Source organism: Youngiibacter fragilis 232.1, assembly GCF_000495435.3.
GTDB classification, from domain to species: domain Bacteria; phylum Bacillota; class Clostridia; order Clostridiales; family Clostridiaceae; genus Youngiibacter; species Youngiibacter fragilis.
In genome coordinates, this window is sequence record NZ_AXUN02000191.1 from 1 (window position 1) to 24,028 (window position 24,028).

At 46.7% G+C, this 24,028-nt stretch carries 28 protein-coding genes; 19 read left to right on the forward strand and 9 right to left on the reverse strand.

What is annotated here, in order from left to right:
• Positions 1-138: 138 nt before the first annotated feature.
• Together T472_RS13205 and T472_RS13210 are read left to right on the forward strand one after the other, a co-directional pair.
• Complete coding sequence (locus tag T472_RS13205) at positions 139-2,127, forward strand: fructose-bisphosphatase class III (protein ID WP_023384868.1); 1,989 nt, start codon at positions 139-141, stop codon at positions 2,125-2,127.
• Positions 2,128-2,259: 132 nt separating this feature from the next.
• Positions 2,260-2,652: a hypothetical protein gene (locus T472_RS13210; protein WP_023384871.1), complete on the forward strand. Its 393-nt coding sequence runs from the start codon at positions 2,260-2,262 to the stop codon at positions 2,650-2,652.
• A gap of 116 nt (positions 2,653-2,768) precedes the next feature.
• Here the strand turns inward: T472_RS13210 and T472_RS13215 are convergent, their stop codons facing one another.
• Positions 2,769-3,566, reverse strand: a complete 798-nt coding sequence (locus T472_RS13215; RefSeq protein WP_023384874.1) for a VOC family protein — start codon at positions 3,564-3,566, stop codon at positions 2,769-2,771.
• A 135-nt stretch (positions 3,567-3,701) separates the two neighbouring features.
• Entirely contained in the window at positions 3,702-4,193 is a 492-nt protein-coding gene (locus tag T472_RS13220; RefSeq protein ID WP_023384877.1) for a DUF1836 domain-containing protein, read from the reverse strand.
• A gap of 135 nt (positions 4,194-4,328) precedes the next feature.
• On the opposite strand from T472_RS13220, the gene trhA reads away from it, so the two are divergent.
• The 5 genes from trhA (at position 4,329) to T472_RS13245 (ending at position 7,721) form a co-directional block, all read left to right on the forward strand.
• Positions 4,329-4,973, forward strand: coding sequence for a PAQR family membrane homeostasis protein TrhA (gene trhA / locus T472_RS13225; RefSeq protein ID WP_023384879.1), 645 nt, complete (start codon positions 4,329-4,331; stop codon positions 4,971-4,973).
• Positions 4,974-5,218: 245 nt separating this feature from the next.
• Positions 5,219-6,250: a peptidoglycan DD-metalloendopeptidase family protein gene (locus T472_RS20535; RefSeq protein ID WP_023384882.1), complete on the forward strand. Its 1,032-nt coding sequence runs from the start codon at positions 5,219-5,221 to the stop codon at positions 6,248-6,250.
• A 251-nt stretch (positions 6,251-6,501) separates the two neighbouring features.
• Positions 6,502-6,729, forward strand: a complete 228-nt coding sequence (locus T472_RS13235) for a hypothetical protein (protein WP_023384884.1) — start codon at positions 6,502-6,504, stop codon at positions 6,727-6,729.
• A gap of 238 nt (positions 6,730-6,967) precedes the next feature.
• A complete protein-coding gene (locus T472_RS13240; protein ID WP_023384888.1) occupies positions 6,968-7,189 on the forward strand; it encodes a YdbC family protein in 222 nt (73 codons plus the stop codon).
• A 280-nt stretch (positions 7,190-7,469) separates the two neighbouring features.
• Complete coding sequence (locus T472_RS13245; protein ID WP_023384891.1) at positions 7,470-7,721, forward strand: hypothetical protein; 252 nt, start codon at positions 7,470-7,472, stop codon at positions 7,719-7,721.
• A gap of 37 nt (positions 7,722-7,758) precedes the next feature.
• Here the strand turns inward: T472_RS13245 and T472_RS13250 are convergent, their stop codons facing one another.
• Together T472_RS13250 and T472_RS13255 are read right to left on the reverse strand one after the other, a co-directional pair.
• Positions 7,759-8,376 (reverse strand): hypothetical protein, encoded by a 618-nt coding sequence (locus T472_RS13250; protein WP_023384893.1) that lies wholly within the window; start codon positions 8,374-8,376, stop codon positions 7,759-7,761.
• Between the two features lie 109 nt (positions 8,377-8,485).
• Positions 8,486-9,460 carry a leucine-rich repeat domain-containing protein gene (locus T472_RS13255; RefSeq protein ID WP_023384895.1) on the reverse strand — a complete coding sequence of 325 codons (975 nt, stop codon included), beginning with the start codon at positions 9,458-9,460 and terminating at the stop codon, positions 8,486-8,488.
• Between the two features lie 439 nt (positions 9,461-9,899).
• Here T472_RS13255 and proS point away from each other — a divergent pair, with 439 nt between their 5' ends.
• Positions 9,900-11,336 carry a proline--tRNA ligase gene (gene proS, locus T472_RS13260; protein ID WP_023384898.1) on the forward strand — a complete coding sequence of 479 codons (1,437 nt, stop codon included), beginning with the start codon at positions 9,900-9,902 and terminating at the stop codon, positions 11,334-11,336.
• Between the two features lie 94 nt (positions 11,337-11,430).
• Complete coding sequence (locus T472_RS13265) at positions 11,431-11,757, forward strand: hypothetical protein (RefSeq protein WP_023384901.1); 327 nt, start codon at positions 11,431-11,433, stop codon at positions 11,755-11,757.
• A 71-nt stretch (positions 11,758-11,828) separates the two neighbouring features.
• Here the strand turns inward: T472_RS13265 and T472_RS13270 are convergent, their stop codons facing one another.
• The 3 genes from T472_RS13270 to T472_RS13280 are packed head-to-tail and all read right to left on the reverse strand — an operon-like array spanning position 11,829 to position 14,105.
• Positions 11,829-12,245, reverse strand: a complete 417-nt coding sequence (locus tag T472_RS13270) for a pyridoxamine 5'-phosphate oxidase family protein (protein ID WP_023384908.1) — start codon at positions 12,243-12,245, stop codon at positions 11,829-11,831.
• 25 nt (positions 12,246-12,270) lie between these two features.
• Complete coding sequence (locus T472_RS13275) at positions 12,271-13,377, reverse strand: RtcB family protein (protein ID WP_023384911.1); 1,107 nt, start codon at positions 13,375-13,377, stop codon at positions 12,271-12,273.
• A 38-nt stretch (positions 13,378-13,415) separates the two neighbouring features.
• On the reverse strand, positions 13,416-14,105 hold the full coding sequence (locus T472_RS13280) for a class D sortase (RefSeq protein ID WP_023384913.1): 690 nt from the start codon (positions 14,103-14,105) through the stop codon (positions 13,416-13,418).
• Positions 14,106-14,258: 153 nt separating this feature from the next.
• Here T472_RS13280 and ispF point away from each other — a divergent pair, with 153 nt between their 5' ends.
• The 9 genes from ispF (at position 14,259) to T472_RS20135 (ending at position 21,690) form a co-directional block, all read left to right on the forward strand.
• Complete coding sequence (ispF, locus tag T472_RS13285; RefSeq protein WP_023384916.1) at positions 14,259-14,735, forward strand: 2-C-methyl-D-erythritol 2,4-cyclodiphosphate synthase; 477 nt, start codon at positions 14,259-14,261, stop codon at positions 14,733-14,735.
• Between the two features lie 60 nt (positions 14,736-14,795).
• Entirely contained in the window at positions 14,796-15,614 is an 819-nt protein-coding gene (locus T472_RS13290; protein WP_023384922.1) for a nitroreductase family protein, read from the forward strand.
• On the forward strand, positions 15,611-16,132 hold the full coding sequence (locus T472_RS13295) for a hypothetical protein (protein ID WP_023384925.1): 522 nt from the start codon (positions 15,611-15,613) through the stop codon (positions 16,130-16,132). The genes T472_RS13290 and T472_RS13295 overlap by 4 nt, the downstream gene beginning before the upstream one ends.
• Before the next feature lie 344 nt (positions 16,133-16,476).
• Positions 16,477-17,760, forward strand: coding sequence for an RnfC family protein (locus tag T472_RS13300; RefSeq protein WP_242864813.1), 1,284 nt, complete (start codon positions 16,477-16,479; stop codon positions 17,758-17,760).
• Positions 17,761-17,773: 13 nt separating this feature from the next.
• A complete protein-coding gene (locus T472_RS13305; protein ID WP_023384930.1) occupies positions 17,774-19,264 on the forward strand; it encodes an RnfABCDGE type electron transport complex subunit D in 1,491 nt (496 codons plus the stop codon).
• Positions 19,265-19,269: 5 nt separating this feature from the next.
• Positions 19,270-20,202 carry an FMN-binding protein gene (locus T472_RS13310; RefSeq protein WP_023384933.1) on the forward strand — a complete coding sequence of 311 codons (933 nt, stop codon included), beginning with the start codon at positions 19,270-19,272 and terminating at the stop codon, positions 20,200-20,202.
• An 11-nt stretch (positions 20,203-20,213) separates the two neighbouring features.
• Positions 20,214-20,855: an Rnf-Nqr domain containing protein gene (locus tag T472_RS13315; protein WP_023384936.1), complete on the forward strand. Its 642-nt coding sequence runs from the start codon at positions 20,214-20,216 to the stop codon at positions 20,853-20,855.
• Positions 20,855-21,430, forward strand: coding sequence for an Rnf-Nqr domain containing protein (locus T472_RS13320; RefSeq protein ID WP_023384941.1), 576 nt, complete (start codon positions 20,855-20,857; stop codon positions 21,428-21,430). The genes T472_RS13315 and T472_RS13320 overlap by 1 nt, the downstream gene beginning before the upstream one ends.
• Before the next feature lie 113 nt (positions 21,431-21,543).
• Positions 21,544-21,690 carry an LDCC motif putative metal-binding protein gene (locus T472_RS20135; RefSeq protein WP_207643976.1) on the forward strand — a complete coding sequence of 49 codons (147 nt, stop codon included), beginning with the start codon at positions 21,544-21,546 and terminating at the stop codon, positions 21,688-21,690.
• A gap of 119 nt (positions 21,691-21,809) precedes the next feature.
• Here the strand turns inward: T472_RS20135 and T472_RS13330 are convergent, their stop codons facing one another.
• Together T472_RS13330 and T472_RS13340 are read right to left on the reverse strand one after the other, a co-directional pair.
• The gene (locus tag T472_RS13330; protein WP_023384946.1) at positions 21,810-22,253 is read right to left on the reverse strand and encodes an SRPBCC family protein; all 444 of its coding nucleotides are present in this window, start codon (positions 22,251-22,253) and stop codon (positions 21,810-21,812) included.
• 859 nt (positions 22,254-23,112) lie between these two features.
• Entirely contained in the window at positions 23,113-23,619 is a 507-nt protein-coding gene (locus T472_RS13340; protein ID WP_023384952.1) for a hypothetical protein, read from the reverse strand.
• 172 nt (positions 23,620-23,791) lie between these two features.
• Here T472_RS13340 and T472_RS20140 point away from each other — a divergent pair.
• Positions 23,792-24,028, forward strand: a 237-nt coding sequence (locus tag T472_RS20140) for a hypothetical protein (protein ID WP_207643975.1), incomplete at its 3' end; no start/stop codon positions are given.

Consider the following 24,028-nt stretch of genomic DNA (forward strand, 5'->3'; position numbering starts at 1 on the left):
TTGTTAACTGTAAAAGTCAGGTCTTCGGCCATCATATTACCTTAATTTCACATATGCAAAGGTTTCCTCAGTTCCTTCTCATTTGACACAGGATGATATATGATTAAGGTATTGAAAAACGAAATTGGAGATGGTTTTATGAACGGAGGAGTCACAGACAGGATTTGCACCAAAGAAAGGGACATTGATTACCTGACGCTGCTCGCAAAGCAGTATCCGTCGATAAGCGCTGCAACAACGGAGATAATAAACCTTCAGGCGATACTTGACCTCCCTAAAGGCACCGAGCATTTCATATCTGACGTCCATGGAGAGTACGAATCCTTCAGGCATGTTCTGAAGAACGCTTCAGGAGTCGTAAAGACAAAGATCAATGAGATATTCGGGAACGCCCTGCGTGAAAGCGAGAAGCAGGACCTGGCAACCCTCATATACTATCCGGAGGAGAAGCTGGACCAGATAGACATCAGCGAAAGGGATATGAAGGACTGGTACACCACTGCCCTGTACAGGCTTATACAGGTTGCGAAGAGGGTATCGTCCAAGTATACGAGGTCGAAGGTCAGGAAGGCATTCCCGACAGAGTTCGCATATATCCTGGAGGAGCTTATCAACGAGAGCGAGGACAGGATAAACAAGCAGGAATACTACAATAGGATAATTGAGACCATTGTCGAGCTTGACAGGGCGAAGGCGTTCATAGTGGCAATATCGAACCTCATCCAGAGGCTTTCCATAGACAGGCTGCACATCATCGGGGATGTTTTTGACAGAGGACCTGGTGCGGACATAATAATGGACACATTGGAGTCGTATCATTCAATGGATTTCCAGTGGGGAAACCATGACATAATCTGGATGGGTGCGGCAGCCGGAAGCCCGGCTCTCATATGCAACGTGATAAGGATAACGGCAAGGTATGACAACCTTACGATCCTTGAAGACAGGTATGGGATCAACCTTCTGCCGCTTGCAAGGTTCGCATCCGATCACTACAAGGACCATGACCTCAAGCCATTCTGGCCAAAGGGTAGCGATTCACTGGCAAAGAGCCAGAAGGACCTGGAGATGACAGCCCTCATGCACAAGGCAATCTTCATGATACAGATGAAGCTTGAAGGCCAGCTCATATACAGGCATCCTGAATATAGGATGAATGACAGGATGATCCTTGATGTCATTGACTATGAGAAGGGCAATGTCATTATTGACGGGAAGGAATACAAGCTAAGCAGCTGCGATTTCCCGACAATAGATCCCAAGAACCCCTTCCTCCTTACCGACGAGGAGAAGGAACTGATGGAGAGGCTCGTGAATTCCTTCCAGAACTCATACAGGCTCAATGAACACATGAGGATCCTCTATTCCAAGGGCAGCATGTACCTGGTATTCAACCAGAATCTCCTGATACACGGCTGCATACCCCTTAACAGCGACGGAACCTTCATGCCGGTCAACATCGATGGGGAGGAATGCGTGGGAAGGGATGCCATGGACAGGCTCGAGAGGCTTGCAAGGCAGGGCTACTACGACAACGACCCTATTAGGAGGGAGGCTGGGCAGGATGCCATGTGGTACCTCTGGTGCGGACCAGCATCACCGCTTTTTGCTAAGAGCAAGATGGCCACCTTCGAGAGGTATTTCCTTGCTGAGAAGGAAACGCACAAGGAAGTCAACAACGCATATTACCTGAACAGGGACAATGTGGAATGGATAGAGAAGATCCTTGAGGAATTTGACCTTGATCCAAACACGTCACATATGGTCAACGGTCATGTGCCGGTAAAGGTTGTAAAGGGCGAGAGCCCGATAAAGGCCAACGGCAAGCTCCTTGTCATCGACGGAGGCTTCTCCAAGGCCTACCAGAAGGAGACCGGAATTGCAGGCTACACGCTAATATACAACTCCCATGGGCTGAAGCTTGTCAGCCATGAGCCATTCGAATCCACAGCAAAGGCCATCGAGGAAGGCATGGATATAGTATCGACCATGGTAGTCCTTGAAAACCTGAGGGACAGGCGAAGGGTATCAGACACCGACATAGGCCTGGAGCTGAAGCTCCAGGTAGAGGACCTGCTGCAGCTTGTCGCTGCCTACAGGAAGGGATACATAATAGAAAAGAAGTAGGATCAAAGGGTGCCGCCAGACTGCGGCACCCTGATTTGTTTGGCTTTCTTCAATCCTGTTGGCACTATGAGATAGAACATGATACTATGTATATTAGTGATAGAATAATGCGATTTCGCGGGAGGTATGCTGATGTTCGGGAAACGGTTCTTCATAACTTACACACTGGTTTGGATTATCACAGGAATATTGCTGCTATCTGTTGAAAAAATCGATTGGGCAGGTAATTCCATAGTGATCAGGTATCTTGCGATACCTGCCATAGTGATAACAATGGCCGTATATGCCGTGAGACAGATGCCGGACATAAGTGGTGCGAAGGTAAAAAGGTCATCGATTGCATTCATGATAATAGGCAGTTCGGTGGCATATACCCTGCTTAGAGGCATGATACCTGACGGAATGCTTCCAGATTCAGTATTGGTGGAGCTCTTCCTAAAGTACCTGTATTCTCTTGCTCTTATCCATATATTGCTAAGGACCACCTTGGCCGACGGTAATCGGAGAACAGAAAGCGGGGAGTGACCGCCATCAGGACATCGGGATAATCATGACATTTCAAAGGGTGCTGAAGTTTTCAGCACCCTTTATATGTTTTATCTATTTGACTTATGGAGTGAGAGATCCATATATCCCAGCGTTCAGCTGAGCAAGCCCCTTTTGACAGTTACGAGGATGTTGTTCGGGTCCCTTATCTCCTTCATGCCATCATCGGTATCATTGAAGATGGAATCAAAAGCAGCATCTGAAAGCCTGATGACATAGCCCTTAAGGCCAGGACGTCCATCCTCTTTCTCCCTGGGGGTTCCCCTCAGCCAGGTGTTCATGCCAATATGGTGATGGTAGCCGTCCCTTGAGGTGAAGATGGCAGTTTCGACATCCATCATCTTCTCAATGCCAAGTGTATCCCTGTAGAACTTTTCCGATTCATCAAGGTCCAGCACATGAAGGTGTATGTGTCCCATGTCTGTTCCTTCCAGCATTCCCTGATACGGTCCGTAGGACCTTTCTCCCAGTACTCCGTCAATGTCCATGGCCTCAGTGGTCATGGTGAATTCTCCGTCATCGTACCATTCGGATTCTTCCCTGTCCCTGTATACCTCAATTCCATTGCCTTCGGGATCCGACAGGTAGACCGCTTCTGATACCTTGTGGTCCGATGCCCCAGTGACAGTGATCCTTCTGTCTATGAGGTTCTGTATGAAATCCCCCAGGTCCCTTCTTGAAGGCACCCGTATCGCGAAATGATAGAGTCCAACCTCGTGCCGTCTTGCTGCCTTTGTCTCGTGGAGCACCACAAGGGTCCTTGTACCTGCCTTTAGCTCTATGGTATCTCCATTCCTTTCGGAAGAGAGTCCGAGTGTCCTGTAATATGCTGCGAGGTCTCCAATGTTCGAAGAGTTTATGTGTACCTCGCCGATTTCCATAGTCTTTGCCATTCTAACCAGTCCTTCTCCTGTAGTATCTTATACCTATGATACACAGACTTTGGCCTGCAGTTGTTAATCTGGAATGAACAAAGCTTTAATCATTTGTGTAAAATCGTATTTTGCACAAATGGAATTACCCGTGGACTAATCCATACCTTCAATGATCTCTGATGTCAGGTCGCTGAAGAAGGCAGCCATTGCGGAGGTGGACAATGCACTGATGCTCCTGTCCTCGCTGAGCTTTGACATTTCACCCATGGCTGTGCCAACTATCCTGTCGAGCTCATCCTGCATGGTCAGGAATGACCTGTAAAGCCCGTAGAGAGGTGCTGAATCCCCCTTTGCAAGCTCCTGTGATATCGGGTGGAGGACCTTCTTTACCTCAGGGAGGCTCTGGGTGCCCTTCAGTATCTGAAGGAGTGAGAGCAGCATGAGATGCTCCCTTGAGTATTTCTTCTTAATGGGTGGCGGCAGGATCCTGTCCTTCGTATAGTTGTTTATCATGGTCTTGGTAAGCGGTCTCCTGGGATATTTCTTCTCCATGAAGGTTATGACCTGGTCCATGTACAGGTCTATGTCCGGGTATTCTTCAATCCTTGGCAGTGGATGCAGCCTTTCGGCTCCCTTTGCTTCCATTTGGCACCTCGCTTCTTTCACGTAATATAATGTTAATCGAAAAATAATGTACCTGCAATGTTGCAGGAGTCCATTTCTTGTGTATAATAAGAATATGATAACACATAGTTTTGAAAACTACATCAGGAGGACAATATGAAAAATATATTGAGGGAACCAGTCAATTCACTGACCCATCTGGGAGGAGCAGTCCTTTCGGTTTTCGGCCTTATAATACTTGTTGTGCAGAGGATACTTTCGGGTACTGGAGCAAAAGGGATAACGGGAGCAGTCATATTCGGAGTGAGTCTCATACTCCTTTACCTTGCAAGCGGAATCTACCATGGCTACATAGGAAGCGACAGGCATATCCTGACACTCAAGAAGCTCGATCACAGCATGATATACGTGCTTATTGCCGGTACCTATACACCGGTCCTTCTGACGATCCTTTCAGGATGGCAGAGGGTGGCGATGCTTGCTGTGATATGGGGTATAGCGGCTCTTGGCATAATACTGAAGATATTCGTGAACGGGATCCCAAGGGCGGTATACACCTTAGGCTACATACTCATGGGCTGGATAGTGGTCTTCTTCATAAAGCCGATCTATCTCGCAGTGCCATTCACGGGATTCCTGCTTCTTGCACTTGGAGGACTCCTATACACGATCGGAGGGGTCATATACATTGCCAAGAAGCCTAATTTCGCCCTTTCCTTTGGCTTCCATGAGCTTTTCCATCTCTTCATACTTGGAGGGAGCATACTTCACTATTTCTTCATATTCGGATATATGGCATAGACAAAAAGATATTTTCAAAAGGTTTACATGTAAATAAACGGAACACGAACAGGTTTGCGTTGATAAATAATTCAATGCTAGCCTGTTTTATTGATAAAAAGATAAGTATTCACACTGATGAGTGATGAATTCACAAACATGACAAAAAGTTTACAAATCTTTACAAGTTCTTCATACCGTTAACTTATTATATGGAAGTCGGATTCGTTCGGGGGTCGGCACGTTTGACAGTATGGAGGGGTAATATGAGAAGTATCAAGGCAGCGGTGGCAGCCGTAGCATTGGCAGCGTTCATAACAGGAACCGGAGCTGTGACAGTATATGCAGATGTAAATCCAAGGGCGGAGCTTACAGCGATAAACAAGGAGCTCAAGGCCAAAACAGCGGAAGAGACAGCGGCGAAGGCTGATTCTGAAGCGAAGTCAGCTGAAATGGCATCATTTGGTGAAGAAATCAATTCCTACACCATACATAGCGAATATCTCCAGGAGACACTGGACATAGTCAACGCAAAGCTCGGGATAATGGAGACTGAAAGGCCAAGCGCATTCAGGAAGCTGTTCCTCAGCATCACAAACGGATATACGGTACTGGACCAGTACACCGAATATGTGGCTTTATCATCTGACCTTCAATCGTTCAAGAAGATCAACCTGCTGGATATGGGCGATGAGGATGCGGAAAAGATAGTTGAAGGGCTTCAGGCAAGAAAGTCAGCCATAGAAAATGAGCTTATCCAGATTGCGGAGCAGAAGATTGTCCTGCAGAGCGGAATAGACGCAAGGATGGAGGAGCTTACAGCACTCGATTCAAGGCTCACTGAGCTTGGTGTGGAGATACAGCTGCTTTCAGGCGAGAAGACAAAGAAGGAAGCTGAGGTCAAGAAGGCTGAATCATTCATAAAGCCTGCAGCAGGAAGACTTTCAAGCCCGTTCGGATACAGGATACACCCTGTAACCGGAGCAAGAAGCATGCACACCGGAATTGACCTTGCAAACAGCTCAGGAACTGCAATACTCGCTTCAAGGGGCGGAATTGTTGAAAGAGTAGGATACGAGGGAAGCTACGGAAGGATAGTAATCATTAATCACGGAGGCGGACTTACAAGCCTTTACGCACACCTAAGCTCATACAGCGTAAAGGTGGGTCAGAGGGTTGAACGGGGCCAGAGGATAGGTTCAATGGGCAGCTCAGGAAGGGCTACAGGGCCACATCTCCACTTTGAGATAAGGGTAAACGGAACTGCCGTGAATCCATACAAGTACATAGGCAACTAACGACAAGGGATCCCTATGAGGATCCCTTTTTGATGCTATGAAACAAGTAGGACACTACAGCTACCTAACCCGCATTCATCCTCAGGCATTCTAAGATTAGATGCGGCATTGCCTCCTGTTTGGTTCACTGCCTTTACCTTTCCCGAACCATATAGGGATATGGAAATAATTGACTCCAGGACGACGGTCTTAGTATAATTCATATGTACCTGCGACATAGATGGTGCAAATAGGATATAGGGGAGAGTATAATGAATCCAGGACAAAAATTGTTCTATGACTTTTTCATCGAGCGGGCACTTGACGACAAGAAGGACGAAGCAAGACAATTGCTTGAGGAGAGCTTCTCAAGGCAGGCTGCAGGAACCTTCAATATGGCGTATCTTCAGGAGATCATGCCGAAATTCTTCAGTGTTGTAAAGCCTGAAGCTATCAATGAAGTCAAGGAAGCCATGAACCATTTTGCTTCAAGACTGTAATCTTCAAGAGCACCTCCGGGTGCTTTTTTTTCTGATTGGGAAAACAGGAGCCTTATGCTGTATAATTTACTTGATGGCCATGTGGCTGAGCATAAGAACCATGCAGTTATAATGTGATCAGTATGTGAGAAGGCAAGTAAAGCGCAAGGATTCTTCGAAATATTGCTGCAGTTGTATTTGCTGCAGGGTTGGAGCGCATAATGTAAGAGAAACCTATAAAACAGAAGGAGGAATTGGAATGCCAGAGATAAAGTATGAGGTGAAGGAAAAGCATGGAGTGCTGTCGCGAAACAAGTCAGGATGGACTAAAGAGGTGCGGAGCATATCTTGGAACGACAAGGACGCCAAATTCGACATAAGGGAATGGGCTCCTGACGATGAGAAGATGGGAAAGGGCATAACCCTGTCGACCGATGAAATGCGCGAGCTGAAGAAGATACTTAACGGATTGGACCTGTAGGATATGTCAAGTCTTGGGAAACCAAGGCTTTTTATATTGCATGATAAGCGAAATCGTCGGAGGGATGCCCTCCAGGTAGTTATCCACCTTGTCCACAATATGTTGTGGACAAACTTTAATTAAAACACAATATATAGGGGGCGTTTCAATCTGGATATGATTGACATTATAGAACGTGTGTTCTATAATGGGGTTAAGGAAATAGGGTCGTGACTCCAGACACCAGGCTTATGGAGTAAAAGACAGCGTTATTTTGTTAGTGTGATACGAGGTGATTTCTTTGAAAACAGCATGCGAGGTGGTTTCCCTGTTCAGGGACGGAAAGGTGTACCCGTTCAGGTTCAGGTATTACTCTGTTGAGAGCGTGGATTACAGGATCGTGGATGTGGAGAAGGTCAACTTCGTAAGGGAAAATGACAGGAACGGTCTCGTGGAGAGGACATTCAATGTGACGGGAAGGGTAAAGAGGCAGAGGAAGGCATATGACCTATATCAGGATCCAAGGACCAAGTCGTGGTATCTCATCACATAAAAAAAGCACAAGCGGTCAGCTTGTGCTTTCTGTATGATCAGGCCATATGGTTGACGTAAAGGTTGTAGAAGAAGAACAGGAGGGTAACAACCATGAGAATGGTGTACAGCCTGTCATCCTTTGGCTTCAGGTACTTAAGGCCAGCCATCTCAGAATCGATGTAGGCAGTGAGCCTTTTCATGAGCTCGTTATCGCCGAGCTTCCTTCCGAAGACCTCAACCCATCTTCCGTTGGACCTGATATCAAGTATTCCCTCCGTGCTGTGAAGCTCATAGGATTTTACATTGGGCATCGGGTCCTTCTGCCTGTAGGTTATCTTTTCCTTTGCAAGGAACTTCTTGACCTTCATCTGGATATCCTGGGTGTCTGCGTTCCTGAGGATTATCTTCTTCTGGGTCATCAGGTAGATGTAGAAGGCTATTATGGCTGCAATAAGTCCGCCGTACATGAGCGGATTCGACTCGAGGTTCTGGAAACCAAGAACCATGAATATCATCGCTGTAACAAGTGGAAGGGTATAATATGCCAGATGCATGTTGTTGCTCAGCCTTACTATCTTTCCCTTCTTTGAGAAATAAAGCTCTGAACCGAAAAGGATGAAAAGTGAAAGGGTGAATAGTAGCGCATACAAGTCCTTAACCAATACCGGGTCCATAAATCTGCTCCAATCGTTATTTATTCACATAGAATTATATCAGTAATCTGGCCAAAGATGCAAAGGTTTCGAAATCTTACTAAATTACCTCAGGTATGCACGTATGCAATCAGCCTTCAAATTCCAGGTTTTCTATATGGTCAAGAAGCTCTATGTTTTCAATAGGATTGCCTTTAAGCCTCAGATTCTCAAAGCTTTCGAAGTCCTTGAGAGGGGACACGTCCCTGACTTTGTTGTCGATGAGCTCAAGCTCCTTAAGGTTTTCAAGTCCCGCGAGAGGGGAGATATCCTCTACCTGATTGTTGTAAAGCTCAAGTGTCTCCAGGCTTGCGAGTCCTGCGAGTGGAGTCAGGTCCTTTATCTGGCTGCTGTACAGGCTTATTGACCTGAGCTTTGTCAGGCCTGCAATGGGACTTAAGTCCTGCAACGGGTTATTGCTCCCTGACAGGTAAAGCAGTTCCTTGCACTCTGAAAGGGGTGACAGGTCCGATACCTCTCCGAAGGCAAGATTGATTGACTTGAGGTTCTTTGCGCCCTTCACGAAGCTGATATCCTTAAGCTTGCTCTGGGTAACGATTATATTCACAAGGCGGCCAAGGACATCGTCAGGTATCGTTGAGTAGTCCAGTTCAGGCTGAAGTGTAACGTTAAGTGCGTTAAGGTTCTTGAAATGCTTAAGGTCATCAAGGGACTTCATGGTGCCGAATCCCTTGTATCTTACACCTTCGAGCTCGACCTCGGTTCCGTAGAACAGGATTATGGATTTTGCCTTGATGTCACCTCCGGCTACCTGCATGAAGTGGTCTCCGCCAATCCCTACCCAGGTATACTTGTCGAGGTCTGAGGGGAAAATCTCATCCTTTTCAAGCTTTGCCTTGAGCAGCTTCTCAAATACAGGGTCTGAGAATACGATCGGGTCCTTTTCATCTTCACCTGACGCAGTCTCTGAGGGGGTGGTCGCAGCGGACGACGGACCCGATGAATTGACTGGTTTTTCCCCGCCACCTGCGCATCCAAAGGTGAACAAGAGAATCAGCAGAATGACTGGTATGAATATAAAGGGTTTACGCTCAAATTTTGGCATCAAGATTCCTCCATTATCATCAAGGTATTTGAATTGTCTTCTTTATTTTCCATTTTATTTTAAACCTTGCAAATTCACAATCTTATCCAATCCAATGGCAGACCATTTCATACAATTATTTTTCTGACCTTATTTTTTTATCATTTGAAACGAGATAAAGGAGATGAATTTCTTGTTGACTACTGAAGCCTTTTAACATAGAATCTAAATGATAATGATGCTTAATGATGGAGCAGTAAGGAAAGCCTTGCGTACAAGCGAGAGGGGATGGTGGAAGCCCTTGCGTATAAGGTGTCCTGAAACCCGCCTTCATTGCACTGCGTAAGCAGCGGAGTGGACCGTTACAGCCAAGAGAGGATGCAGTGCGTCAATTAGGGTGGTACCGCCGGTTTTCCGGTCCCTTGATTGGTGCTTTTTTTTATTTTCAGGGAGGAAAGAAATGGAAAAGAACAAGAAATTCGTCGAAGCAATAACCCCAATGGATGTTGATTTTGCGCAGTGGTACACGGACATCGTGAAGAAGGCGGAGCTTATCGAGTATTCCACCGTAAGGGGAATGGTAATCCTGAGACCTTACGGCTATGCGATCTGGGAGAACATCCAGAGATACCTTGATGACAGGTTCAAGGAGACAGGCCATGAGAATGTGTACATGCCAATGCTTATACCTGAAAGCCTGCTCCAGAAGGAGAAGGACCATGTAGTCGGATTCGCTCCTGAAGTCGCATGGGTCACCCACGGCGGGGAAGAGAAGCTTACTGAGAGGCTCTGCATAAGGCCTACATCAGAGACGCTCTTCTGCGAGCACTTCTCAAACATAGTGCAGTCCTACAACGACCTTCCTAAGCTCTACAACCAGTGGTGTTCAGTAATAAGGTGGGAAAAGACCACAAGGCCTTTCCTGAGGACGACTGAATTCCTGTGGCAGGAAGGGCATACCATCCATGCTACAGCCGAGGAGGCAAAGGAAGAGACGCTGAGGATGCTTAACACCTATGCTGACGCGCTTAAGAATTTCCTCGCGATACCTGTTGTAAAGGGCAGGAAGACTGACAAGGAGAAGTTCGCAGGAGCAGAGGCAACGTATACCATCGAGGCCATGATGCATGACGGCAAGGCTCTGCAGTCCGGAACAAGCCATTACTTCGGGGATGGATTCGCCAAGGCGTTCGACATCAAGTTCGCTGACAAGGACAGCCAGCTGAAGTATGTCCATGAGACAAGCTGGGGACTTTCAACAAGGGTCATCGGCGCCATAATAATGGTTCATGGTGACGACTCAGGACTTATACTCCCGCCAAGGGTTGCTCCGGTTCAGGTTGTAATAGTTCCTGTTGCCCAGCATAAGGAAGGCGTACTTGAGAAGGCTGAAGAGCTCAGGAAGTCCATTTCATCGTATGCCAGGGTCAAGCTTGACGCTTCGGACAAGAAGCCGGGCTGGAAGTTCAGCGAGTACGAGATGAAGGGTGTTCCGGTAAGGCTTGAAGTCGGACCTAAGGATATCGAGCAGAACCAGGTTGTCCTTGTAAGAAGGGATACCAGGGAAAAGACAATAGTTCCCATGGATGAGCTTGAGACCAAACTCAAGGAGCTCTTTGATGATATCCACAACTCACTTTATGAGAAAGCGCTCGTAAGGCTTGAGAACATGACATCTGAAGCGGCTGATTTCGAATCACTCAAGGAAGCTGCTGAAACAAAGCCTGGATTCATAAAGGCGATGTGGTGCGGAAAGCTCTCATGCGAAGAGAAGATCAAGGAAGAGGCAGGACTCTCCTCAAGGTGCATGCCCTTCGAGCAGGAAGAGATAGCTGACACATGCGTATGCTGCGGTGAAAAGGCTGAGCAGATGGTTGTATGGGGCAAGGCCTACTAAAATATTAAATAACTGATAACATTCACCATAAGACGCCCCTCCTCATACAAGGAAGGGGCGTTTGTCATATAATGTAGGTGAGGGAGGTGATTGTATGCTTAGGCTTGATGAGATCCTGACCGGTGATTTCACCTTAAGGGGTACAAAGGACAGGGAAGGGGATCTTGACTATTTTCTTGACAACTTCGGGAAGCCGCTCGTCGTAAAGTACATGATAGAAATGGAGTTCTTCGAGGTAGCTACGATACTGATCAGGATAGGGAAGGGACCTCTGATATCGGTGCACTTCCTGAAGGACAGGGACCTTATGTCGGCAATGTCCTTCGTCGAGGTTGACACCAGGAAGGCTGACCTCCACTACAGGGTTGAAGATGACAAGAGCTATCTCCTGATACGTGACAAGGTATGGGGCGAGCTTTAGGAACAGAAGAATGGGAAAAGTCACAGGTGAGAGCTCACATTATTTGTGAACTGCTAACCTGTGACTTTTTTCTAAACTTCCATGAATCCGCCTTCAGTTATTCCGTCCATCAGCAGGAAGCCTTTTATTTTGACAAGTATGATGCATGAGTTCGATGTGTTTCCGAACACTGAAAGGTCAGGGCTGGTTGCAAGGAGCCTTTCCATGTATGTCTGCCTGGCTACATCGTCCGCCACAATCTCTGCAGTACCATATACGGTAAGTGCCCTTGGGTTAATCTCTGTCAGCCTTGTGTCGATAAGCAGGCTTACACTCGGATTATCCCTTATGTTCCTGCACTTGACGCTGTCTTCTGATGCCAGCATGTATATTTCTGTGACATTCCCGTTTGCCGCGTACTTCATAAGTGAGCTGTTGGGGACGTCCTTCAGGCTTGTCGACAGTACGCAGAGCTTGCTTTCCCTTATCATTTCCCTTGCCTTGTCCATACGATTTCTCCTTTACAGCTTGAAATTACGGTGACTTGAAGTTGTAGACAGGCTTCAGCGTCTTGTCCACGGTTACAGTATCGCCTATGGAGTCAAGTATCTCATCCATAGGCTTGTAGGCGTCAGGTGCCTCGTCCAGGGTAGACCTCGATACCGAGGTTGTGAATATGCCTTTCATGGATTCAGCGTACCTTTCCATGGAAAGCGTATCCTTTGCCCTGTGCCTGCTCATGAGCCTCCCTGCACCGTGGGGTGCTGACTGGTTCCAGTCATCGTTGCCTTTACCTGTGCAAATGAGGGAGCCATCCCTCATGTTCATGGGTATCAGCAGAATTTCACCCTTCTTCGCTGATACCGAGCCTTTCCTTAGGACCATGCCTTCAATGTCTATGTAGTTGTGGATGGTTGAGAACTCATCCTTCATGCCCCAGCCCATCTTTGACAGTATGATCCTTGCCATGGCATGCCTGTTGAGGTCAGCATACTTCTGTACTATCGCTATGTCATGAAGGTAATCCTTGAAGTCGGAGCCTTCAAGGTATGCGAGCTGTCTTGGGATCCCGCTTCCAGAAAGGGCTTTGCCGGCCATGGCCTGGTAATGCTCCGCAAGCTGCTTTCCAAGATGCCTTGACCCTGAATGGATTACAAGGTAGGTTTCACCGCTGTCATCCATGTCCAGTTCAATGAAGTGGTTTCCGCCGCCAAGGGTTCCGACTGAAAGGCTGGCCCTGTTCAAGTCCATCCTTTCAGAGCATTTGAGGTCAAAGATATCTGCCTTCCTTGCTTCAGCCAGCGGGGTCTTTCTGATGCTGAAGCCCGACGGGACCTCATCCCTTATGACATGGTCGAGCTTCTCAAGGTCTCTCATGGTCAGCCTTCGTTTAATGTCAAGCCTTGTTACCAGCATACCGCAGCCTATATCGACCCCGACAAGGTTAGGCACCGCCTTTCCTGAAACGGTCATTGTGGTTCCGATGACGCAGCCTGCACCTGAGTGGGCATCAGGCATTATCCTTATTTTTGCCCCTTTCGTGAAAGGCTGGTCAAGAAGCTCAGTTATCTGCTCTAAGGCCTCGTTCTCAAGACTCTTTGCGAATATCCTCGCATTTCCATATCTTCCTGATATATCCATTTTTCCTCCAAAAAAGGAACGGAGCCATTACGGCTCCGTCATTTCAGCTTCCCGAACACTATCACGCGTCTGGTGCTGTCAACGGTGCACGTGACGAGAGTTATGGTTGCATTGTCAGTATGGTTAAGTACATCCACAGCGGTAGGCAGCACAATCTTCGTACCGGTGACTACGTAGGTGTATTCCTTGGTCTTGGTCTTGATCCTTATCTCGTCTCCAACCTTCAGCTTGTGTATGTCCCTGAAGTAGTGTGCATAGGTGTAGTTCCTGTGCGATGCCAGTGCGAAGTTGCCGCTGCCAGGGAGCCCTGTACCTTCAAAATGCCCTACCGCATATTTAAGCGACTTGTCTCCAATGCCTTCGACTATAGGACCGTACACGCCGATCTTCGGTATGGTTATGAGCCCTATGACCTTCAGGTTCTTGATGGCATTGTTCACCACATCCTCCCTTTCCTTCTGAAGCTCTTCAGCCGTCTTCACGGGAGCGGAAGGTGAAGTGGGGGCAGGTTCACCTGCAGGCACTTCCTCAACAGGGTCGCCGGGGAGCACGGGTGTCTCCGCTGACGGGTCGGTGGTGTCCGGAAGCTCATCCAGGTCAACAAGGATCTCCTCGAACCTCGCTATGAGGAGCTCATTGGCCTTGTCAGCCTGGTAACGCATGTACATGGTGTAGGATACGGTGCCAAGACCGACAAGGATCAGCAGGGCACCAATTATTCTCTTCATATTCATCAATCCTTCACAGGAGCAAGATTTTTCCACTCCCTCTTCCATATAATTATATCAGATGAAAGGCAGGCAATTTGCGACAAAACAGTAAAGAATCGTGAACGATGATATAATATTGGTGATGAAGATGATTTTTTGGAGGAAACACATATGAGGATAGGAATGGGATATGACGTTCACAGGCTGGTTGAAGGAAGGGACCTCATAATCGGGGGTGTCAGGATACCCCACGAGACTGGGCTTCTCGGACATTCGGACGCGGATGTACTTGTCCATGCGATAATGGATGCGCTGATAGGTGCGCTTGGAAAAGGTGACATCGGTAAGCATTTCCCTGACACCGACGAGAGGTTCAGGGGAGCTGACAGCATGGGACTCCTTGCGCATGTCAGTGAAATGCTCGAAGCTGACGGATACAGGGTAACCAACATCGACTGCGTGATAATTGCCCAGAAGCCAAAGATGGCACCATTCATCCCCCGTATGAAGGCAAGGGTGGCCGAGGTCCTTGGAATGGATGAGTCAGATATCAACATAAAGGCGACTACGGAGGAGGGGCTGGGATTTACAGGTGCTCTCCTCGGAATATCTTCACAGGCTGTAGCCCTGATTGAAAAGGTCAGATAGGGCATCGTCAGTTTTTTTGGTATAATGGATTAGAGTTTCAACTGTCAGTGAGGTGGGTCCATGGATCTGTATGAGAACATAATGAAGAGAAAGTCGACAAGAAGGTTCCTTATGGAGCCTCTTAGCGCTGACGCCATGGACAGGGTGAGGAAAGAGGCTGACGGAGCTCCAAAGCTGTTTGAAAATCTGCCGGTTGAATTCCTCATAGTCGAAGACGGAGAGAAGCTTTACGGCAGGATGAGCGGAATAATCGGCACCTACGGAAAGGTGAAGGCACCGCACTATATCATAGTGGCCGCAGGGAAGAAGCCCGGATTCAGGCAGGCTGCTGGCTATTCACTGGAGCATCTTGTCCTGGCGATAAACAACCTTGGCATAGCGACCTGCATAACTGCCGGAGGACTTGCGGCTGAAGACCTAGAAGGCCTTGCTGAGCTGAAGGAGGATATGCTGCTTGTGGCGGCAATAGCATTCGGTCCGCCGGAGGTTCCCGAAGAGCTCTATGCTGCCCAAAGGTACCATAAGAGGAAGCCGCTTCCGGACCTTGTCCTCATGGGACTTGTCAAAAGGAAGTACAAGGACATATTCGACGCCGCAAGGCTTGCTCCGTCATACATGAACACGCAGCCATGGAGGTTCGTCATCGAGGACGAGAGGATACACCTCTTCAGGGCAAGGATGGGATTCATAAAGAACGCCCTCCTGAAATCAAACAACAAGATAGACATAGGAATTGCCCTTGCCCACATGGTAATAGCAATCAGGCACAAGGGCCTAAGGTTCAGCCTGAAGAGCGAGCCCATCGAGTACCAGGAGGCCGAGTACGTAGTCACCATAGAGCTTAAGGGGCATTCGGTGAGGAAGGAGAGAAGCTCATGAAGAGGTCAGATGGTTTCAAGCTTGTCCTGCTGACCGCGCTGGGAGCGGCGGCAGCAGCGTATGTGCTGTCTAAGCCAATGCCCACAAGGAGCAGCGGGAAGGAAGGCAAGCCCTCGCATCAGAGGACAAGGGATGCGGTGAGGATAGGGATACCGCTTTCAAGGGTATACAGGCAGGATGAGGATATCCTGTGCGGGGATATGCATGTGAGAGTCACAGGCACTGAGCTTGTGAAGGAAACGGGAGAAACAGATCCCACTTTCAGGATAATGCTGAGGCTCATGAACATGGGCGTCAGGCCATACACCTACAGGAAGCAGCATTTCCAGAGACAGGATGCTGATTACGACATGTTTGACGAGATAGGGGACGGCGGAACCGGTGACCCGGTAATGCTTCGGACAGGAGAGGCGCTGGATGAGGTACTTGCGTTTCGTATAGGGAAAGGGACGGATGGATTCACTCTCATATACATGAACGAGCATTCAAAGCCTGTTGGGATTGAATTCGTGCTGTAGTCCAGGTCAGTGATAGTGTTGCGGAGGGTTGCCTCCGCTTTTTCTTTTTCTGCAGGACTTTCCCTTAACGATACTGAGGGACACTGATAAACTAAACATTAACGAAAAATAACCTTTTCATATGAAGTGTAAAGCATTAAAACGATATAATTTCGTTTTAATATGTTAAAGTTGAATCAGAAATCCTTTTTCTTGTATCCAACAAATTTGGTTTCATGATATAATTATTCGGAACTTGAATAAAAATGATACAGAATGCTCTTGAACGAGGTCATTTTTAATCAATATTTTAACAAATTATGAAAGGTTGGGTGAACAGGATGTCAATATTTATTGGGCCGATGATGAAGCATCTTAATGGCCACAAGGAATTGACGAACCACAGCGAAGTCGTAGATATCAAGGCTGGGGCATTGGTTTACATACCCCTCATGAACTGCACCGAGATAATTGCAAAGCCCGGTGAACAGGTCAAGGTCGGAACTATGATTGCGAAAAGAAGCGACCACTTCATTGTCCCTATATTCTCTTCTGTTTCCGGAACAGTCAGGGGAGTGGAGCACATGGTCCATGCCGGTGGCGGGACAGCGGACCACCTGGTCATAGAGAACGATGGAAAGTTCGAATATGAAAAATCATTCGAGCCTGGCAACTATGAAGAGATGACAAGGGATGAGCTTGTCACCTTCATGATGAATGCCGGCATAGTCGGCTGCGGCGGAGCTGGATTCCCTGCTTACATCAAATACAAGTTTGCAAAGGGCGTAGACACGAAGTACATGAAGGATGCGCTTACAATCCTCATCAATGCCGTCGAGTGCGAGCCTTACATCACTGCGGACTACAGGAACACAGAGGACAACCTTGACCTTCTTCTTCTTGGAGTGAAGGCCTTCATCAAGGCCGCTTCGGCTAAGGATGCCATCATAGCGATCAAGGAGACAAAGAAGGAGCTTATAGAAAAGCTTCAGCTTAGGGTCAAGGATGAGCCGAACATAAAGATAAGGCCAGTTCCTGACATGTACCCGATGGGCTGGGAGAGGACCCTGGTATTCGAGGTCTTCAAGGAAAGGTATGACAAACTTCCAGGAGAGCTTGGAGTTGTTGTAAACAATGCAACTACTGCAATAGCATTTGCTGAAGCCCTTACAAAGGGTACCGGAATCGTAATGAAGACAGTGACCTTCAGCGGCGACGCCATAAAGAATCCTGTGAATGTAAGGGTTCCTGTAGGAGTCAAGGTCAGCGAGATCATGGAGCAGATCGGCGGATATTCAAAGGAAGATGCCATAGTCATCGCCGGCGGACCTATGATGGGTAAGGCCATAAAGTCAGACGAATTCGCCATCACAGCTTCATCCAATGCGATAACCATACTTGAAGCGAAGCCCATAGACACCATTCCATGCCTCAGATGCGGAAAGTGCAACGACGCATGCCCTGCAGGGATACTTCCTGTAAGGATCAACAATGCCGAGAAGGTTGGCAATGTGGCGCTGATACAGAAGCTGAGGGCTGACCAGTGCATCGAATGCGGAATGTGCACATACGTGTGCCCGTCCAAGATCGAGGTTACCGAGAATGTCAGGAAGGCTAAGAAGCTGCTTATGGCAGCTACTAAGAAGTAGGAGGTGAGAGGCAATGAAATTCACAGTTAGAACATCCCCGAACTACAGGGATGACATAAGCACGAAAAGGATAATGGCGGAGCTCACTCTGGGCCTTCTTGCGGTATTCGCCTTCTCACTTGCATACTATGCGACTACGAAGGGTGCGGATTACGCGATACATGCAGTGATACTCATGGTGACTTCAATAGTCACTGCGCTTGTAACTGAAGCCGCATATGCAGCAATAAAGAAGAAGAACGTAACCGAGCATATCAAGGCAAGCTTCCCGCTTGTAACTGCGATAATACTTACGCTGATGGTGCAGATCAACACTTCAGCTGTTGCTTTAGCACTCGGAACATTCTTTGCAATATTCATAGGCAAGCTCATTTTCGGCGGATTCGGACAGAACATATTCAATCCGGCCGCTACCGGAAGGGCACTCATACTTACATCATTCGCAGGCGCAAAGGCCGCTGACATAGTGTCCAGTGCAACACCCCTCAGCTCAATGAGCCAGCTTGGATGGATAATAACAGATCCGACAAAGGTCGAATCATTCCTTCAGCAGTTCGGAGGGCTCTCAGGTCTTTTCCTGGGACTGCATCAGGGTGCAATAGGTGAGACCAGCAAGCTTCTCATAATCATTGTGGGAATAGTCCTTGCATACAGGAAGGTCCTTGACTGGAGAGTACCGGTATTCTATATCGGAACCGTTCTTGCAATCACAACTGTAATAGGCGTAATGACAGGTGCGGGACTCTGGTACCCGGCATTCCACATCGCTGCAGGCGGACTTGTGTTCGGAGCCGTGTTCATGGCTACTGACCCGGTCACTAATCCTACATCGGCAGCAGGCAGGATAATATTCGCCATGGGCTGCGGAATACTCACTGTCCTCATAAGGACTAAGGCAAGCCTTCCGGGCGGAGTCCTTTACTCAATACTCATAATGAACATGCTTACCCCTCTCATAGAGAAGTTCACAGACGGTTGGCAGATCAAGACGATCGGTAACAACAAGAAGTTCGTAGCTGGTATGGCAGTTTTGGCTCTGATTGTAGGAGTCTGGGCAGGAAGCACCCTTACGCCGGCAGCTGCTGAGGAGCCTGCTGAAGAGATAACGGCCAAGCTTGGCGACAGCCTGAACCTCTTCAACGACACCACCTCAAATGCTCCTGAAGTCCTTGAGAAAAAGGCTGAAGGGGATGTAGTCACATACAAGATGTCAGCCAAGGGTTATGCGGTGACTGAGGGTGGCTACGCTGACGCGAAGCCTAACATAGTGGAGGTCAAGCTCAACAAGGCCACAAAGAAGATCGAGAGCGTCGCGGTTCTCGAAGTCAATGATACAAACGGAATCGGCACTCAGGTCAAGGCTAAGAACTTCCTCGACCAGTTCGCAGGACTCTCATATGAGGACAAGTCAGCGACTGTCGATGCTGTAGCAACTGCCACAGTGTCTTCAACATCAGTAGTCAAGGCAGTCAGGATGGCTGTCGAAGACCTGGGCAAGGAGTGATTGAAATGAAGAAAAGTTTAGGATTCAGTGCAGCATTCCTGGCTATTGTGGTCCTTGTATCCGGCGGGGTAACAAAGGCCGCTGACAGCTATCTTGCACCAATAATTGAGAAGAACTCCGGTTCACAGGACACCACAGCGCTCAAGGAGATGTTCCCTGACGCCACGGAAATTGCGGAAATCACAATAGAGGATTCAACAGGTCTTATCACCACTGCCTACGAGGCAAAGGGTGCAGGCTATGCATACAAGATAACCACCCAGGGCTTCGCAGCCCCCATATCCTTCATAGTCGGAATCGGAAACGATGCAACCATAAAGGGATTCAAGGTGCTTGAGCTTGCTGATACTCCTGGTTACGGGATGAAGGTCGGAGAGCCTGATTTCATAGCAAGCGTTGTTGGGAAGAAGTCTTCGGATTCCATAGCTGCCATATCAGGAGCAACCATAAGCTCCAGCGCGGTGGTTAAGGGAATTGATGCAGCCAAGGCGCACTTCAACAGCGTAAGCGGCATCGAAGGCGGATCATCCACACCTGAGCCTGCCAAGCCAGCAGGGACATCAATAAAGATATTCAGGGCACTTGGTGAAAAGACCAAGGGCACTGTGGTTGAGAAGAAGGAAGACGGGGACGTCCTCACTTTCACAGTCACTGCAAACGGCTATGCGATACTTGAGGAAGGCTTCACAGAGGTCGCTCCGAACAAGGTCATAGTTGTCATTGACAAGGCAAAGCAGACAATAGTCAGCGTGGAAGTCGTTGAAGTCAACGATACAAAGGGAGTTGGCACAAGGGTTTCTGAGGAAGCCTTCACAAGCCAGTTCAAGGACCTTTCCATAGCGGATGAGACAATAGCCGTGGATGCGGTAAGCGGTGCCACGGTATCAAGCGAATCAGTCGTCAATGCTGTCAAAGCAGCAATCGACGCAAGCAAGTAGGAGGGATAGGCATGAATAGCGTAAAGAATCTGAACTCAGGTCTCTTCAGGAACAATGCTGTCCTGACTCTTTTCCTCGGTCTTACGACTGCACTTGCGGTTACAACAAGCCTGACCACCGCCCTGGGTATGGGAATTGTGGTTCTCCTTGCAACTCTTGCAAGCGCATTTGCCATAGGCCTTCTCAGGGAATTCACCCCTGATGAGGTTGCACTTCCAGTAAACCTCGTTGTCATCGCCGCAATCGTAAAGATATGTGAGCTCATGACAAGGGCATATATGGCTCCTGTAGCCAAGGAAGCGGGAGTATTCCTTCCACTTCTCATCACAAATACTGTAATACTTGTCGGAGCCGGCGTATTCGTAAAGGACGCGGACTTCGGACTCAGCATCAAGGAAGGCGCAAAGCTCGCCTTCGGATACCTTGCTGCACTTGTTATCCTGGGAATGTTCAGGGAAATCCTTGCATCGGGAGGACTCATGTTCCTCAACCCAATGTCGGGCGAAGAGGTATTCTCATTCAGCTTCATTCCTGAAGCATACAGGATAGGGATGTTCAAGCAGCCAGCAGGAGCATTCATCTCCCTCTCTTTAATCTCAGCTGTATTTGCTCTGAAGAAGGGCAATACCGCACCTGAAGGAGGAAACCAGTAATGAAGGATTTTATTGCTCTCCTTTTAGGAGCCATGATCATAAACAACGTTGTTGTAACGAAGTTCGTGTCAATGAGCCAGATAAAGGCTGCAGGCGGCAACTTCACGACCGCTTCAAGGCTTGGCCTTGCTGCGATGAAGGTAATGGCAGTTTCAGCGATACTTAACTTCTTCGTGTTCAAGTATGTTCTTGAACCTTTGAAGCTTCAGTCACTGGACCTTATAGCCTATACACTTGTTGTAGTCCTTTCGATCTTACTTGTTTCAAACATCATCAAGAAGATGAAGCCTGAGATATACGAGTCAGTAAAGGCATCCCTTCCTCTGCTTTCAGTCAACTCCGCGATATTCTACATCGCAATTGACAACGCTGCACAGGGACTGGACCTTCCATCTGCACTTGCAGTATCTATCGGAGCACCGATAGGATTGTTCTTCGCATTTGCGGTCTTCTCATCAATGATGGAGAGGCTTGACTACTCTGAGAACACCGGAGCCTTCAAGGGCACACCGGCACTTCTTGCAGCAGCAGGACTTGCAGCGATGGCACTTGGCGGACTTGCAGGAATATTCTAGAACAGACATCAGATTAAAGGAGCGCAAAATGCGCTCCTTTTTTACTCCGAAAACAAGGGAAAATCACAAGGATGACTTTCATTTCTTCCAGGTCTCCATATTCTCTCCATAATATGGTAATATTATTTCTGTCAGAGGTGATTGATGTGAAGAAGTGGTTCAAGGAATTCATAGACAGGCTTGGCAAGTCCAATGAGAAGACTTTCGGTTCAGGAAGCCTCAAATGCTGCGACCTTAACAAGGATGTTAAGAAGAAGTAGCAGGATTTCCTAAAATTAGTTAAAATATGATCCTAAGTAAATAAGGCATTGAAAAAGGGATTCGCATGAATCCCTTTTTTATATCGTAATAATTGACTGCTCTGCTGACATGTCCAGTATCATTCAACTTCCTTTGTTTCAGCCAATGACTTTATACGGCCCAGAGCCATCGGGAAACGTTCATTGAAGAGTTCTTCCATTTCAATCGGAACATCCATCTTGACTGTCAATATGGTATCTCCACCTGTCTCTGAGAGTAAATAGGATTCTGTTCCCCCTGTCCACTCATCTTCCCTAACCTCAGTTCCTCTCTCTTTCGTGTCCACCATATGCCTGAACAATACAGTGTGAAAAGGGATAAGTTTTGCAATACGGCTTGTGACTCCATAGCCATTTACAGAAGAGATGAATCGCACGTCCTTTCCCTCAACCAATTCACCGTCCATATATGTACCTTCGTCTATGAAGTTTGCCCAGTCACGGAAGGTATCATCATTCCATAAGGTGTCCCATACTTTTTCCTTGCCAGCATTTATTTCAATAGAAAATTGAAGTTCCTTCATAGCTTTCTCCTTTGCAGTTTATTGCTCTTGTCAATTGCAATATGAATTTAAGGTGACGATAGGTCAGAAACATAATTGAACCTAGCAATGGTTTACCACTTAGGTTTTTTCAAGATAGAGGGTTCAACGAGGTACTGTGTTGTGGGAAGTCTGGTATCTGGTACTTCGCAATATGGGAAGAATGTGACTAAATGAACTCACTGTGGAAATATCTATCCCTTCATTGCATTTCAAATATAACCTAACCTTCATATATCAAAAAATAATAAACCTGAACTTTAAGGTTGATACATAAATAGCTATCCTAAGTAAACTTTAAATACAATTCTACTAAAGAGTGTTCTATTCTTACTTTTTCTTCTTCTTTTTCACATTGTTTGCAATCCAGTTGTCTCTTTTCATCTTTATTCTTGCTTCCTCTTCCGCCTTGATTCTCTTCTTTTTCTTGTAACTAGCGAGTCCATCCATAACCATTATGGATGGCGTCAATATTAGCACTAAAGGAATAAATAAATAGTATAAAGTCAAGGTATCCAAATTTGATTTCGGGTTAAAATATTTGATAACCAAAAGTATAGGTACCGTCGTATACAGCCCTATAGATATAGCTAAAGATAGGATAGGGACTGTTCCATTCTTAGCTTTATTCCAAAAAATGATATTCATCCTTTTCGAAATCTTATATCGATAAAAATATTCGTCTTTAGATGTTAAAGAGAACAATATCAACAGGGATATAAAGATGATTGTGCCAAGCAATCCTCTGTACTCTGATAACACAGGTGTATTCATCTTCTCACCTCACAAAACTAATATGGCATCGCATAAACATTTCCACTTCTGTATCAAACACTACTTTCTAAAAACCTTTATTGTGATAGATCTCCTTGATCTTATTAAGAACATCATTAAAATTATATCTTGTCTTAATGAATGATAAGAATATACTTTGCCTATCTCTTGACACTATAACAGTTAAGTCAGAATAACCTGATTCAAGCAATGTTTGGGGTGATTCAGTAAATAAGTCCTTCCAAATTTCAATGTCAATCAAATTGGAAATAAACAGGTTCTCAGGATCCTCTTTTATTGCTTCTTCTAATACTAGGTATATCAATTCTGACGGTACTAAAACTGTCGCTTCAACAATTTCTGAATTATTAGATGATAAAATATAATTCAGCCCTAAGTCATTGAGTACCAAGAAGACTGAACTTGATTTTGATAATGAATCTATCGTTAAAATAATGTGTTTAATATTGAAAATGTCTATCACTTTCTTAATATTCTCAAAGGTACAATTAATTCCATCAATAGTAATATCCACATTCCTTTGAAGAATTATTTTTGAAATCTTTATCTTCATCCACGCACCCCTAGTAGGAGACTTGTACAAATAGTCATCCTAATTAGCAGAATTAATGAGAATATTAATTTTCATTGCTTCGACCTCAATTAAAACTCCAAGTTGCTTGTAAGTTATACGATAATTACGACGCAATTTCCTACAATAACGTCGCAATATTGGGAGAAACTAAATGGTATCGGTAGAAGACTTTTATTTTCTCGATACCATATACGCATCTATTACTGATAAGAGTATTCCAATTGCAAACATGCCATATCCGATGTATCTGTTTTCACCGAAGGCGATTCCTGCCACTACAAATCCAAAAGCTATGGCAGCCAATGTACTGAGCCTCTTGGGTTTTGAATTGACCCTGCCAAGAAATAAGATAACTAAAAATATGATAACTAGTACCCTGGAACATCTT

Coding starts and splice junctions, on each gene's coding strand:
- T472_RS13205 (WP_023384868.1), top strand. CDS start 139: ATGAACGGAGGAGTCACAGACAGGATTTGCACCAAAGAAAGGGACATT.
- T472_RS13210 (WP_023384871.1), top strand. CDS start 2,260: ATGTTCGGGAAACGGTTCTTCATAACTTACACACTGGTTTGGATTATC.
- T472_RS13215 (WP_023384874.1), bottom strand. CDS start 3,566: ATGGCAAAGACTATGGAAATCGGCGAGGTACACATAAACTCTTCGAAC.
- T472_RS13220 (WP_023384877.1), bottom strand. CDS start 4,193: ATGGAAGCAAAGGGAGCCGAAAGGCTGCATCCACTGCCAAGGATTGAA.
- trhA (WP_023384879.1), top strand. CDS start 4,329: ATGAAAAATATATTGAGGGAACCAGTCAATTCACTGACCCATCTGGGA.
- T472_RS20535 (WP_023384882.1), top strand. CDS start 5,219: ATGAGAAGTATCAAGGCAGCGGTGGCAGCCGTAGCATTGGCAGCGTTC.
- T472_RS13235 (WP_023384884.1), top strand. CDS start 6,502: ATGAATCCAGGACAAAAATTGTTCTATGACTTTTTCATCGAGCGGGCA.
- T472_RS13240 (WP_023384888.1), top strand. CDS start 6,968: ATGCCAGAGATAAAGTATGAGGTGAAGGAAAAGCATGGAGTGCTGTCG.
- T472_RS13250 (WP_023384893.1), bottom strand. CDS start 8,376: ATGGACCCGGTATTGGTTAAGGACTTGTATGCGCTACTATTCACCCTT.
- T472_RS13255 (WP_023384895.1), bottom strand. CDS start 9,460: ATGCCAAAATTTGAGCGTAAACCCTTTATATTCATACCAGTCATTCTG.
- proS (WP_023384898.1), top strand. CDS start 9,900: ATGGAAAAGAACAAGAAATTCGTCGAAGCAATAACCCCAATGGATGTT.
- T472_RS13265 (WP_023384901.1), top strand. CDS start 11,431: ATGCTTAGGCTTGATGAGATCCTGACCGGTGATTTCACCTTAAGGGGT.
- T472_RS13270 (WP_023384908.1), bottom strand. CDS start 12,245: ATGGACAAGGCAAGGGAAATGATAAGGGAAAGCAAGCTCTGCGTACTG.
- T472_RS13275 (WP_023384911.1), bottom strand. CDS start 13,377: ATGGATATATCAGGAAGATATGGAAATGCGAGGATATTCGCAAAGAGT.
- T472_RS13280 (WP_023384913.1), bottom strand. CDS start 14,105: ATGAAGAGAATAATTGGTGCCCTGCTGATCCTTGTCGGTCTTGGCACC.
- ispF (WP_023384916.1), top strand. CDS start 14,259: ATGAGGATAGGAATGGGATATGACGTTCACAGGCTGGTTGAAGGAAGG.
- T472_RS13290 (WP_023384922.1), top strand. CDS start 14,796: ATGGATCTGTATGAGAACATAATGAAGAGAAAGTCGACAAGAAGGTTC.
- T472_RS13295 (WP_023384925.1), top strand. CDS start 15,611: ATGAAGAGGTCAGATGGTTTCAAGCTTGTCCTGCTGACCGCGCTGGGA.
- T472_RS13300 (WP_242864813.1), top strand. CDS start 16,477: ATGAAGCATCTTAATGGCCACAAGGAATTGACGAACCACAGCGAAGTC.
- T472_RS13305 (WP_023384930.1), top strand. CDS start 17,774: ATGAAATTCACAGTTAGAACATCCCCGAACTACAGGGATGACATAAGC.
- T472_RS13310 (WP_023384933.1), top strand. CDS start 19,270: ATGAAGAAAAGTTTAGGATTCAGTGCAGCATTCCTGGCTATTGTGGTC.
- T472_RS13315 (WP_023384936.1), top strand. CDS start 20,214: ATGAATAGCGTAAAGAATCTGAACTCAGGTCTCTTCAGGAACAATGCT.
- T472_RS13320 (WP_023384941.1), top strand. CDS start 20,855: ATGAAGGATTTTATTGCTCTCCTTTTAGGAGCCATGATCATAAACAAC.
- T472_RS20135 (WP_207643976.1), top strand. CDS start 21,544: ATGGTAATATTATTTCTGTCAGAGGTGATTGATGTGAAGAAGTGGTTC.
- T472_RS13330 (WP_023384946.1), bottom strand. CDS start 22,253: ATGAAGGAACTTCAATTTTCTATTGAAATAAATGCTGGCAAGGAAAAA.
- T472_RS13340 (WP_023384952.1), bottom strand. CDS start 23,619: ATGAAGATAAAGATTTCAAAAATAATTCTTCAAAGGAATGTGGATATT.